At 33.7% G+C, this 12,018-nt stretch carries 14 protein-coding genes and 1 riboswitch; of the genes, 3 read left to right on the top strand and 11 right to left on the bottom strand.

Translation table 11 applies throughout. The annotated features are described in order from the left end of the window. Window positions 1-260 precede the first annotated feature (260 nt). From CLORY_RS02625 to CLORY_RS24180, 6 genes are all read right to left on the bottom strand, one after another. The gene (locus CLORY_RS02625; protein WP_079421965.1) at window positions 261-887 is read right to left on the bottom strand and encodes a GntR family transcriptional regulator; all 627 of its coding nucleotides are present in this window, start codon (window positions 885-887) and stop codon (window positions 261-263) included. A gap of 128 nt (window positions 888-1,015) precedes the next feature. Continuing rightward, window positions 1,016-1,729: an ABC transporter permease gene (locus CLORY_RS02620; RefSeq protein WP_139375944.1), complete on the bottom strand. Its 714-nt coding sequence runs from the start codon at window positions 1,727-1,729 to the stop codon at window positions 1,016-1,018. A gap of 9 nt (window positions 1,730-1,738) precedes the next feature. Next, entirely contained in the window at window positions 1,739-2,461 is a 723-nt protein-coding gene (locus CLORY_RS02615) for an ABC transporter permease (protein ID WP_169911501.1), read from the bottom strand. Further along, window positions 2,454-3,377, bottom strand: coding sequence for an ABC transporter ATP-binding protein (locus tag CLORY_RS02610; protein ID WP_079421962.1), 924 nt, complete (start codon window positions 3,375-3,377; stop codon window positions 2,454-2,456). Before CLORY_RS02610 ends, CLORY_RS02615 begins: the two co-directional genes overlap by 8 nt. 120 nt (window positions 3,378-3,497) lie before the next feature. Next, window positions 3,498-3,680 (bottom strand): ATP-binding protein, encoded by a 183-nt coding sequence (locus CLORY_RS02605; RefSeq protein WP_079422002.1) that lies wholly within the window; start codon window positions 3,678-3,680, stop codon window positions 3,498-3,500. Between the two features lie 106 nt (window positions 3,681-3,786). After that, window positions 3,787-3,885, bottom strand: a complete 99-nt coding sequence (locus CLORY_RS24180; protein WP_079421961.1) for a winged helix-turn-helix domain-containing protein — start codon at window positions 3,883-3,885, stop codon at window positions 3,787-3,789. Window positions 3,886-4,040: 155 nt separating this feature from the next. Between CLORY_RS24180 and CLORY_RS02595 the strand changes: the two genes are divergently transcribed. From CLORY_RS02595 to CLORY_RS02585, 3 genes are read left to right on the top strand one after another with little or no spacing between them, the layout of a single operon-like run. Beyond that, window positions 4,041-4,241, top strand: a complete 201-nt coding sequence (locus CLORY_RS02595) for a PLDc N-terminal domain-containing protein (protein ID WP_079421960.1) — start codon at window positions 4,041-4,043, stop codon at window positions 4,239-4,241. Further along, window positions 4,241-5,158 (top strand): ABC transporter ATP-binding protein, encoded by a 918-nt coding sequence (locus CLORY_RS02590; RefSeq protein WP_079421959.1) that lies wholly within the window; start codon window positions 4,241-4,243, stop codon window positions 5,156-5,158. Before CLORY_RS02595 ends, CLORY_RS02590 begins: the two co-directional genes overlap by 1 nt. Then, the gene (locus CLORY_RS02585; protein WP_079421958.1) at window positions 5,155-5,919 is read left to right on the top strand and encodes an ABC transporter permease; all 765 of its coding nucleotides are present in this window, start codon (window positions 5,155-5,157) and stop codon (window positions 5,917-5,919) included. The genes CLORY_RS02590 and CLORY_RS02585 overlap by 4 nt, the downstream gene beginning before the upstream one ends. A 361-nt stretch (window positions 5,920-6,280) precedes the next feature. Here the strand turns inward: CLORY_RS02585 and CLORY_RS02580 are convergent, their stop codons facing one another. The 5 genes from CLORY_RS02580 to CLORY_RS02555 all read right to left on the bottom strand — a co-directional run bounded on the left by CLORY_RS02580 (window position 6,281) and on the right by CLORY_RS02555 (window position 11,452). Next, on the bottom strand, window positions 6,281-7,324 hold the full coding sequence (locus CLORY_RS02580) for an AIR synthase family protein (protein WP_079421957.1): 1,044 nt from the start codon (window positions 7,322-7,324) through the stop codon (window positions 6,281-6,283). 146 nt (window positions 7,325-7,470) lie between these two features. Beyond that, a riboswitch (TPP riboswitch) is annotated at window positions 7,471-7,571 on the bottom strand. A 651-nt stretch (window positions 7,572-8,222) separates the two neighbouring features. Further along, window positions 8,223-9,146: a sensor histidine kinase gene (locus CLORY_RS02570; protein WP_242954312.1), complete on the bottom strand. Its 924-nt coding sequence runs from the start codon at window positions 9,144-9,146 to the stop codon at window positions 8,223-8,225. Between the two features lie 8 nt (window positions 9,147-9,154). Further along, window positions 9,155-9,853, bottom strand: coding sequence for a response regulator transcription factor (locus tag CLORY_RS02565; RefSeq protein ID WP_079421954.1), 699 nt, complete (start codon window positions 9,851-9,853; stop codon window positions 9,155-9,157). A gap of 25 nt (window positions 9,854-9,878) precedes the next feature. Beyond that, window positions 9,879-10,574, bottom strand: coding sequence for a GNAT family N-acetyltransferase (locus CLORY_RS02560; protein WP_079421953.1), 696 nt, complete (start codon window positions 10,572-10,574; stop codon window positions 9,879-9,881). A 113-nt stretch (window positions 10,575-10,687) separates the two neighbouring features. After that, window positions 10,688-11,452, bottom strand: coding sequence for a FlxA-like family protein (locus CLORY_RS02555; RefSeq protein WP_079421952.1), 765 nt, complete (start codon window positions 11,450-11,452; stop codon window positions 10,688-10,690). Window positions 11,453-12,018: the final 566 nt, after the last annotated feature.

The following is a 12,018-nucleotide window of genomic DNA, read 5'->3' as shown; positions in this document are numbered from 1 at the left end:
ATTAAAGTTGCAGGTTGTCTGTTTTTTTTATATTAAAGCGTGTAGCTTATCTGTTACACGCTAAATTTATTAATGAAGCTCAATACGCCAACCTCTCCATTGATGTCAAGTTGTCACTTTTATAGTTTAACATCTATTCTTGCCATTGTCAAACTCGTCAGCACTTTTACTGCTTGTATCATTCGCAATATATGCTTTTCTACTATTTACTCAATATAAAAAAAGTATTACGAATATGTTCTCGTAATACTTTTTATTAACTAATTTTTATTTACAAAAATATTAAATCTTTCTATAACCGTGTCATCTCCGACAATTAATACTTTATCATTTTGAGCAAACTCATAATATGGTCCCGGAGATATAAGAATTTTATTTTCTTGTATAATTCCTATAATGGTTGCACCGGTATTATGCCATATATCAAGCTTGCCAATACTCTTTCCTATAATATGAGAGTTTAAAGGTATCTGAATCTCTACAGGTGTTATTAAGTCTGAACGCTTATATTTATATATATCAATTATTTGATTCGTAAGTGAAAATATTTCTTCATCTAATGATTTTCTTTTTTCAAATACCTGCGTTAATTTCAAACGCATTTCTGCAACACTCTCATCCGCTTTAAAGCTCTTCACAAATTTAATAGCGTTTTCTTTTGACAATACTATTATCCCGCTTCCAAGAGCTATCTCAACTACTTGCTTATTGGAAAGTATAGACATGGCTCTACGTATAGTCTCTGGAGAAACATTATACTCTGTAGCTAGAATCGATCTTCCTTTAAGCCTCTCACCTTCAGGTATATCACCAGAGGCAATTCTTGCCGATAAGTCTACTGCAATTTTTAAATAACGCGGCATTGAAATTTGTTCTGATATAGCCATTTTAGTCACCTATTTTTAAATAAATTTGCTCTTTCAATAATTGAATATTCAGCTGTTTTTTTGTTAAGCAAAATGATTATAGCACTTTTATATTTAACTATCAAATATAAGATAATATTATACTTCATTTATTTTTCACTACTTTGTTTTATTTTCAGGATAATCAATCCTGCCGCTAAACATGCTAACAATACTAGTCCACATATTAAATTTTCAGTAAGCCGAACTCTTCCCACTGCTCCAGAGAAGCCGAAAGCAGCTGAAATAGGATATAAATCTCTATAGTTTGAACTTGCTGCAAATAATCCTGCAAAAGAATAAATTTCTGTAATTACAACTGATATCAAATACCCATTTTTAACGGTAGCCGCAGCTGAAATTATTGGTACTACGGCTAGAAAACATCCTATAGCCTGAAGGATATAATTTTTTAAACCAACTAATACAAATACAGCTGTTACTTCCCTTGAAGTTGCAATTCCACAAGTTATGATCGTAAATAGAAATAGGAATAATGACATAGCTATACCTATTATTAGAGTAGTTATCAGCTTTGCTGCTGCCAGCCTTGCAAAATTAACGGGTATAATGAGTATGTTTTTCATCGTATCCTCTTCAAACTCTTTTCCTATCATATAACTGCCTATAACAGCTAGAAGAGCTGGAAATATAAGAAATGTACTGTAGGTTAACGTATCTTCCATAATCCTATGTGCACTATAATTAGACTTTAAACCTTGAGCGGCAGCGCATAAAAAGAATAGGAACATTGTGCCTATGCATACATACATAATTTTCGAACGTTTAAGTTTATTTATTTCTAAACTTACTAGTGTTAACATAATTATCACCTAACCTTCCTGCTGCTTCAGCACATAAATCGAAAGCGAAACGAAAATAACAAATGATAGTATAATATTTAAACTGCTGATTATCACATTTCTATTTGCACTGCCGCTATACCAAATGATAATATTGCTAGATGCAAGAGGATGAATGCCTCTAAGAGCACCAGCAAACATTACCCCGGAAATATTATAAATAAGCATTGCACAAGTAGATAATATATAGTCTTTCTTAGCGGCAACTATAAGTAAAAATACCGGCATCATTGCTGCCATTATTAATCCCCCGGCCGTTATGCATATCCTCAAATATTTTGTTATGACAGCTATACTTATGTCATCATATCCTATAATAAGTCCTGACAATAGTGTAGCAGCCCATGAAATAACCATATATACTACGGAAAATATCAATATTGTTATCAGCTTGCCAAACACATAACGCACTCCGCCTATTGGTATAATCCTTAATTGCCTCATAGTTCTATTTTCATGTTCAGTACAAAATATCATAAGTGCAAGCATAGTAAGTACACAAGGCAGTAAAAACCACTGTGTAAAGTCAAACTTGCAAAATTCAGCAAAGGTCTTGTTGACAAGTGAAGCTTTAGGTAAACTCAGCCTATGAATCATATTTATAAGCGGTGGTGCTATAGCCGTAAGCATTGCCCAAAATAAAACTTTTTTTCTTTTCAACTTGATAAACTCTACTTGCAAATAACTAAGCAATTCCCTCACCACCTGTTATCTTCTTAAAATAATCCTCAAGAGATTCATGGCACAAGTGCAATTCTGACACTTCAATTCCAGCACTAACTAACAGCTTATTTATACCAGCCATACTAACCTCTAAATCATAAACTCTAATTTTGGTATCCTCCTCTACCTCATAATCAGATAAATGGAGTTTCTCCTCTAAAATATTAATTGCCTTTGAAGCATTAGAAATCTCTAAGGAAATATATTTTCTGTTTCTCTTTTCCAGCTCTTCACGACTGCTTTCCTCAAGAAGAACACCCTTGTGAATTATTCCTATTGTATCTGCAAGTTGATCAATCTCGCTTAGTATATGGCTTGAAATAAGAATTGTAATGCCTCTCTCTTCAGAAAGCTTTCTAATAAAGCTTCTCATCTCAGCTATTCCAATAGGATCTAGCCCGTTGGTCGGTTCATCAAGAATCAATAGCTCAGGCTCATGCATTATTGCATTTGCAATGCCAAGCCTTTGCTTCATACCCAATGAATAATTTGAGAAAAGCTTCTTATCCTTATATGGGAGATTTACAACCTCTAAAGCATGCTTTATACCATCTTCTCTTGTCATTCCTCTAAGCTTTGCGAAAATCTTTAGATTCTCAGTTCCAGTAAGGTTTGGGTAGAAGCCAGGAGTTTCTATAATAGCTCCTATACGTGGATATATGGAGCTCTCATTTCCTTTTAATTTCTCATTAAATACTTTAATCTCTCCTGATGTAACAGTTGTAAGTCCAAGAATCATCTTCATTATAGTTGTTTTACCTGCTCCGTTTCTCCCAAGTAGTCCATATATCTTTCCTTTCTCCACATTTATGCTAATATCCCTGACCGCGGTCTGTCCTTTGTATTTTTTAGTAAGTCTATTTGTTTGAATGACCATTTCCTTCATCAATTCCACTCCTCTTGTTATTGAATATCTGTATGTTTTCATTATAAATATTAAACCTTGCCAAAAGCTTGCCGTATTCTTGTTCTTATATTGATTTTAACTGAAAAAACTCTGCGATATTCACAGAGTTTCATTTATTGGTAATTTTATTTTAAAAGCAGTTCGTTTATTTTGTATACTTTCAACTGAAATAATTCCATGATGTTCAGAAATAAGCTCCTTTGTAATAGAAAGTCCAAGCCCATTTCCTCTTCCAGACCTTGATTTATCCGCACGATAAAGCCTGTCAAAAACATAAGGTATGTCTTTTTAGCAAGTTTTTTTACATGGATTATATATTTAAAAAGGAAGATAATCATAATGATCAGAACTACAATTATACCTGGCAATAGGTTTATAACATTCATACCTATACCTCCTGGCTAAATCTATAGCCCACTCGCCATACATTCTGAATATATACCGTATTTCCCATATTCTTCTCTAATTTTTTTCTAAGCTTGCTCATAAAAGGCAAACATCTTTCAGTTAATCGTTAGTTAACTTATTTAATTAAAATTAACTATGTTTCCATTGAGTTAACTAACATACGGCACTATAATGATATTCAAGAAATAAGGAAATGATATTTATGATTATAAAGAGTTTAAAGGAGACTTATTTATGAAGGATTTTATGCAATATTTACCCCTTTTCTTGCCTGTAGCCATCGTAGAGATAGGACTGGCAATTGCAGCCTTAATTCATGTATTAAGACATAAACACTATAAATTTGGCAATAGAGTATTTTGGGTTGTAGTAGTACTTTTCCTAGAATTCATTGGACCTATTCTGTATTTTACAATTGGCAGGGGTGACGATTAGTGGACTTGTTAAAATTAAATCATGTTTCTAAACAATTTGGAAACCTCTCTGTAATTGAAAACTTAAATTTCACTGTACCAGAGCATTCCGTATTTGGCTTTATTGGTAAAAATGGTGCCGGTAAAACAACCACTATGAAAATGATCCTCGGGTTTCTTAAGCCTTCTTGTGGAAATATCTACGTTTGCGATGAAAAGGTAACCTACGGAGATACAAAATCAAATCGTCATATTGGCTATTTACCTGACGTCCCCGAATATTACGGATATATGAAGCCTAAAGAATATTTAAAACTATGTGGTGAAATTACAGGATTAACCTCTTCTCAAATACAAAAAAGAAGTGCTGAGCTTCTAGAATTAGTTGGGCTTAGCGATGTAAATCGCAGGATTCATGGTTTCTCCAGGGGAATGAAACAGAGACTGGGAATTGCGCAAGCTTTATTAAATGAACCCGAACTTCTCATTTGTGATGAACCTACTTCCGCATTAGATCCTATGGGCAGGAAAGAAATACTAGATATACTGTCTTTGGCCAAGAATAAAACTACAATTGTATTTTCAACCCATATTTTATCTGATGTAGAAAGAATTTGTGATAGTATCGGAGTTCTAAACAATGGCAGACTAGTTTTACAGGGAAGTTTATCTAGACTTAAAAATTCTTATCGCCAAAATTCTATATCTATAGAACTTGCTCACAAAGAAGATGTACCTAATTTCCATGAGAAACTAAGAAAGCTTCCTCTTGTTTCCAACATAGAATTAAATGAGAACTCATTGACGATACACTTTTCAGATTTAGAATCAACTAATATGAAAATTTTAGAACTCATCTATAACGAAAAAATCCAGATCATAAAATATGAAGTGCTTGAACCCTCATTAGAAAACATGTTTCTGGAGGTAGTGAAATGAAGAGTTATTTAGCATTTACAAAAAAAGAATTTACAGAGTATATTAGAACTTATAAGGCTCTTATTTTAATTTCAGTGTTTTTCGTTTTCGGAATTATTAGTCCTGTTGCAGCTAAAATGATGCCTAAACTTATGTCTGGCGTACCTATTGAAGGAATTACCATCACTATACCTAACCCCACTAGTATAGATGCTTATAGTCAATTCTTTAAAAACATGACTCAAATGGGTTTAATAGTTATGCTTCTTATTTTTAGCGGAACATTATCTCAAGAGCTTTCAAGGGGTACTCTGATAAACATGCTTTCAAAAGGGCTACGCCGCCGTACAGTTATTTTATCAAAGTTTACAGCTTCATTTACACTATGGACAGTAAGTTACGCAGTTTCTGCAATAACATGCTATGGATATACTATATATCTCTTTAAGAATTCAAATATATCCAATCTGTTTTTTTCATTATTTTGCCTATGGTTATTTGGATGTTTTACATTATCTGTTATCTTTATTTCAAGTACGCTAACTTATGGAAACTTCGGCGGTCTTATTCTTACTGCTGTGATCTTAGGTGTCATGCTTATACTAAATGTATTCCCTAAATTGGAAAAGTTCAACCCAATTACGTTAGCTTCAGATAACTTAGGTTTACTTAAAGGTACAGTAAAAACAACTGATTTATCTATAACAATATGGCTTACTTTAGTCTTAACTATAATCCTACTTGTTTCTTCTATTGTTGCTTTTAATAAAAAGAAATTGTAAGTTATGATAAAAAAGGGTAGGAAGTGATTTCCGTCGGCTGAAAAATGCCTCCTCCAACCACTTCCTACCCTATGCTGACTCTATGCATTTACAAAATATTATTTTCTATATTTCTTCTCACAAATTATTTTTCTAGTTCATTTATTTATTAGTATTTTCTTAAGAACTATCTTCATATTACTTCGTATATTATATAATTACATTCGTTTAACAACACATACAATTTATTCGTAAACAGTTAAAAGTTATCTACAATTGGGAAAAAAAGTTCACAGATATATGCATTATCCATGAACTTATTCACATTATTTACTTTCCACATACCTTAAATACTTTTTCTACCAGCCTATCTAGTAAAACATCAAATACAAGCAGCATGTTTATTCTTAAGTTCTAGCGAACTAAAAAAAACTCCCCAGAATTTGTCTTCCTCAGGCGGCAGTAGGGATTTAACTTTTCCATTATCATTAAGTACACATCCTTCTGATTTTCCCGTAACTTTTCCTATAATAGCAGCCTCAATACCACTATCTTTCAGAGCGCTAACAATTTCCTGAGATTTGCCTTTCTCACAAGTCAGTACCAAAGTTCCTTCACTTATTATCTCAAATGGATTTAATCCAAAGAAAGCACAAACTTCTTTTATGTCCTCTGGTAATAGAATTTTATCTTTATCTATGGACATGCCTGTACCTGATGCCTGCGCAATTTCCCATATTCCTCTAAAAAGTCCTCCCTCAGTAGCATCATGCATAGCATGTACACCACCAATAGAATTAACTACTTCTGCATCCTTAACTACAGAAATCTCCTTAAATCTATCCTTTGCTCTTTTTACAAGTTTCTCAGGTACCTTTTCTGTAAGTATACTATCCAATTCATAGGCCAAAAGAGCAGCAGCTTCAATCGCCGCACCTTTTGTCATTATAACATCATCCCCAGGTTTTGCTCCTCTAGGTGATATAAAGCTGTCCTTCACTCCCCATACTGTTATTCCGCCTATAGTTGGCATCGTAACTGCACCATAATAACCAGTATGTCCACCAACTATAGATATATCCAACTCTCCTGCATATATATTTATAGCTTTTACAAGCCTTGCTATATACTCTTCTTCAGTATCCAGCGGCAGTAATAATGAATAAGTCATGTACTGCGGCTTTATTCCCATTACTGCTACATCACTTGCACCTATATGTACGGTAACATAGGCAAAGTCCTCAGGGCTCATTGTGGCACTTGGAAATATAGGATCTTCAGCTACTGCCATATACTTGTCTCCCAGCTTAAGTATAGCCGAATCTACTCCCATACTAGGTCCTATTATTACCTCAGGTTTTGCTTTACCTGTATAGGGTAAAATATTATCCGTAAAAAAACCATCATTAACTTTTCCAGTAAACATTAACTATTCCTCCTCATGATCTATATTTTATTGCCAAGCGTAAGTTTACATACCTGTATAAACTTTCCCAGCAACAAATTCAAATTTATCAGCCATAAGAAGAAGCAAAAATGCTTGCCATAAGGCAAGCATTAATAAACAATATATTAAATACTAGTTTTGCTTCCCTACGGTAGTATTAACTACATCAAGTTCAAAGGGTCAGGTTTTAACCTTCTCAACCAAAATGGTCCCCCCGCAATACACAAATTTTATATTAAATTAGTTATAGTATATTCCTAAGATAGCTTTTTGTAAAGGAATTATATTTCTTCTGGCTGGCAATGTGGAACATTGCTTTGGAATTATGAAACGAACATTGGGCTATACTTATTTTCTACGCAAAGGATTGGATTCAGTTAATGCTGAGGCCGCCTCAATTTTTGTTGCCTATAATTTAAATCTTCGTATCTTTCAAAATTCCAAAACCTCCTATTGTTCCGTCCTTCCCACATTAACGCGTTTAACATGGTACTATGACTTCTGCTGACTTCTGATAGTTCAGCTACATATCACTATGTAGGTTATCACTTAGAAACTTCATTCTTTGATGATTTGTCTATCAGACCTCCCCAGGTAAAAACGTCAACCTTCATCTCATATATCTGTCACATCTACTCTCTAGAAATTCGGATAGTGTTGGACTTTGCTTTGTAATGCAAACTCATCTTCTCTAGACTAGCCTTATATGTGATTCGTATTCCTCAAACCAAGACTTTGCCTATTGCTTCCTTCAGATTCCTCTTCACAAAGGACACCCTTGCCTTCGGCTAGTGGTTCCCACTACCAAGTCCACAGCGGACTTTCACCGCCAAGTTGACGCCTATGCTGGGCGCACACTGAAAAAACTCTGCGATATTCACAGAGTTTCTTTTACAGGTAATTTTATTTTAAAAGTAGTTCGTTTATTTGGCACACTTTCAACTGCAATACTTCCATGATGTGCAGAAATAAGTTCTTTTGCGATAGAAAGTCCAAGTCCATTTCCTCTTCCTGACCTTGACTTGTCTGCACGATAAAGCCTGTCAAAAACATAAGGTATGTCCTTTTTGTCTATTCCCCTTCCATCATCCGATATATTTATTTCTACTTCCTTTTCACCGCTTTTTATCTCTACTTCTATAGTTTCACATTCACTATGCGTCATTGAATTCTGCATTAGGTTATTAATTATCCTGCTATAGGAACTGATATCTAGAGAAACTTTGCACTCAGTGTCCGGAATGTTAATATTAAAAGCTACTTTCTTTTCTTCAAATGCAGGTATCCATCCAGCTATAATACCTCGTGTTAATTCATTTATATCTGTAAGCTCAAAATCAAATATTTTTTCATTAGAATTAATTTTAAACCATTCAAATAATATATCTACAAGCTCCTTCAGCTTATATGACTTACTTCTAGCTATCCCAATATATTCTTCTTTTTCTTCTCCTTCGACGATTTTACTATGTACTGCGTCCAGATACCCTATAAGTGAAGCTAGCGGGGTTCTAACATCGTGAGAAATACTTGTAAGAAGCTGCCTATATGCTTTATCTGATTCCTGAAGCTTCAAAATTTCCTCATTATCTCTTGAAACAATCCCATTAATTTTATAACAGATTTTTGCCATATCATCTTTATCGTTTGAAAGTATTTTTCTATTTCTATTTCCCTTTTCTATATCTTCAAGTATTATAAGCATATTAGACAGTTTTTTCTTTACTTTAAAAACATATACTGTGAGGACAATACTTATAGCTGAAACAACTACCATAACAATTAACAATACATCTATCATCTTCAAAACTATGCCTCCTGACTAAATCTATAGCCGACACCCCACACCGTCTGTATGTATGCTGGGTTTGCTACATCCTTTTCCAACTTCTTTCTGAGCTTGCTCATATACGCCATAAGATTATTGTCGTCAAAAGCATATTCTTCCTTCCATACTTGGCTATAAATCTGCTTCTTAGTAAAAACCTGCCCCTTATGACTGGCAAGAAAATAAAGAAGATCAAACTCCTTAGCAGTAAGTTCTATAATCTCGTCTTCAATAGTGACTATTCTCTTGCTTACATCAATCTTAAATTCTTTAAAAGCTAGCACTTCTCCTGCTTCTAATTGGCCGCTACTATTTAACGTTGTATATCTTCGGATAAGCGAATGTACTCTCGCTGCAAATTCATTTATGCTGAAAGGTTTTGTTAGATAGTCATCTGCTCCCATCCTTAGTCCAGAAACCTTATCAATCTCACTATCCTTTGCTGTAAGCATCAAAACAGGAACAGACTTTTGTTTTCTAATTTCCATCAATATATCAAACCCGTTCATTTCAGGAAGCATAACATCAAGAACAATAAGATGATACTCCTCTTCAAGAGCTTTCTTCAAGCCTTCAAACCCTGCATTTACTGTATCTGCCTTCATTCCTTCACTTTCAATACATTTCTTTATCAACCTGCATAATTCAATATCATCATCCACAATCAAAATTCTATTCATGTTCTACACTCCTTATTCTCCACGGTTACATTAGCCAGTATACTCTCTTGTCCGAAAATGTAAAATTCATTTTCTTATGTAACTCCACAGATGCTTCATTCCCAACTACAATCTGTGAATATGGTGTATGTCCATGTTCTAGAAATAAATTCACCATAAACGCTTCTAAATCAAAGGCTATTCCTCTTCGTCTGTATTCTTTCAGAACTTCCAGCATGCCCATAGACCCCTCTGCATGTGAACCTATAAAGCCAACAGGTATATTCTTAATAAAAGCTCCATATATCACTCCAGCCTTTACCCTGCTTCTTACATATTCCTCATTCTCTTTATGTGAATAAGTATTTAATATCCAATCAGTATAACTTTCATCAAGCTGTTTTATATTTAGCTCCTTATTCTTAAGCTCAATAAGCTCTTTAGACAAATAAGCCGCCTGATTAACTGTCATTTTATTCGTCAGATTAAACTTCTTTTCAGCCTTAGGTACATAAAAATTCTGGTGAGCTTCAATAAGCTCAGCCCTATCAATAAGTCCAAGCATTTCATTGGCAGTTGCTTCATCATCTGTACTAATCATATATACATCACTGTTAAACAGAAGTACACCTTTATCTGTAACTTTAATAATCTCCGCAGTTTTCCTTTTTATACATTCAATCATGTCTATATTTAACATATATTCTTTATTCAAATACTCAATGGCTTTCTGCTCAATCATTTGTAAAGTTCACTCCCTAATAGAATGTAATATTTAATCAATTATATCATAATAACCTTAAAACAAAAGCTACCATATATAATCATATGGCAGCTTTTATAATTAATACATATTTAAGCTATAACATCAAATTTTGTTTTCTTCTGCTTTTCTTCGCTATTTTCCTGATTTCTCTTGTACATATTTACTTGCTTGCCTGACTTAGTCGTAACGCCATTTTGTGTATCATTATTATCTTCGTCAGTGCCATTGTAAGAATTTTTCTTATATACCTCTCCAGTTGTATCATCGTCAGTTTCTGATGCTTTATACTCATCATTTGATGCTTTTTGCATTACATTGGCATATTGATGAGCTTTGGATAAGGCCTTTGCTTGTTCATTCATCGATCTTTCCATAGCTTTATTGGCTTCTCCAGCCTCAGCTGCAGTACCTGCAGTTGCAAGTCTTCCCTGTGCAGCAACATATTGCGTTCTTGCTGCCTTTGCAAGCTTCATACTAGACGAGACTCCTGCAATTCCATTCTGAAAATTCTGATTAACTACAGTAAATCCCTTTTTTGTTAACTCTTCCTCTGAGGAACTTTCTTCTTTAACATCCTTTTCATCGTTATTCTCTGTATTCTCATTAGATTTTTCTTGCATAAGCTTACTCTGCAGCTCTTGAATTTGACTCTCTATATTCTGGATCATAGAATCCTTAGTATCTTTTGACATATCACTTTTCTTAATTTCATCAATCTGTTGTTTTAATTGATCTATACTCTTTTGTATCGAATCTGCTTTATCAGCATTAGATTTCTGTGAAACAGTAGCTTTATTATTTATCACATTTGTGCTTTGTTCATAGGATACACTAGCGACTTTGCCTATATGCATAAAATATCACCTTCAACTATCTATATCGAATATATATAAACAAAATTTAGTTTTGTGACCAACAGTTTACAAAAATCTTTAAAATTGCAAAATTAATTATTTGGTATAAGTTAACTTATCACTTAGAAACCCTATAAGCTTTTTAGCTTTCTCCTTACTTCAATTACTATATGATGTAAATATTTTGCTAATTATTTTCTTCCTACACCACATATGGTATGGCTGTGTGATGTATATATTTTACCACAGACACTACCATATATACCAATACTTTTAAAATTAGCTTCCATAAATTCTTTTTTTAAATCTTCAGTATTAAATGTGTGATTCCACCTATTATAGCAATCCACGGAGGTTTCAGTTATGACAACTGTCTGTTCTAAAATACAGCTGTCTTCTTCATATCTATAAAATGAATTTAAGCATGCATGAGGTTTCTGCAATCCATTTTACTGATTTATCAACAAACTTGTAATTTCTAGTAGCTGCATCTAGATCTGGATTCAAATGTGCCTCAAGCATACCTTTAGAAATATGCTCATCATCCCATAGCTTTGAAACGTTCT

It is taken from the genome of Clostridium oryzae, assembly GCF_002029235.1.
Classification (GTDB): Bacteria; Bacillota; Clostridia; order Clostridiales; family Clostridiaceae; genus Clostridium_AE; species Clostridium_AE oryzae.
The sequence above is the reverse complement of the archived record's forward strand: the minus strand, read 5'-3'. Positions and strand labels throughout refer to the sequence as shown.

Bases quoted from the DNA above. Each gene is read 5' to 3' on its own strand.
- CLORY_RS02570 (WP_242954312.1), bottom strand. From the start codon at position 9,146: ATGATAGATGTATTGTTAATTGTTATGGTAGTTGTTTCAGCTATAAGT.
- CLORY_RS02555 (WP_079421952.1), bottom strand. From the start codon at position 11,452: ATGCATATAGGCAAAGTCGCTAGTGTATCCTATGAACAAAGCACAAAT.
- CLORY_RS02620 (WP_139375944.1), bottom strand. From the start codon at position 1,729: ATGTTAACACTAGTAAGTTTAGAAATAAATAAACTTAAACGTTCGAAA.
- CLORY_RS02595 (WP_079421960.1), top strand. From the start codon at position 4,041: ATGAAGGATTTTATGCAATATTTACCCCTTTTCTTGCCTGTAGCCATC.
- CLORY_RS02625 (WP_079421965.1), bottom strand. From the start codon at position 887: ATGGCTATATCAGAACAAATTTCAATGCCGCGTTATTTAAAAATTGCA.
- CLORY_RS02610 (WP_079421962.1), bottom strand. From the start codon at position 3,377: ATGAAGGAAATGGTCATTCAAACAAATAGACTTACTAAAAAATACAAA.
- CLORY_RS02560 (WP_079421953.1), bottom strand. From the start codon at position 10,574: ATGATTGAGCAGAAAGCCATTGAGTATTTGAATAAAGAATATATGTTA.
- CLORY_RS02565 (WP_079421954.1), bottom strand. From the start codon at position 9,853: ATGAATAGAATTTTGATTGTGGATGATGATATTGAATTATGCAGGTTG.
- CLORY_RS02580 (WP_079421957.1), bottom strand. From the start codon at position 7,324: ATGTTTACTGGAAAAGTTAATGATGGTTTTTTTACGGATAATATTTTA.
- CLORY_RS24180 (WP_079421961.1), bottom strand. From the start codon at position 3,885: ATGAGCAAGCTTAGAAAAAAATTAGAGAAGAATATGGGAAATACGGTA.
- CLORY_RS02585 (WP_079421958.1), top strand. From the start codon at position 5,155: ATGAAGAGTTATTTAGCATTTACAAAAAAAGAATTTACAGAGTATATT.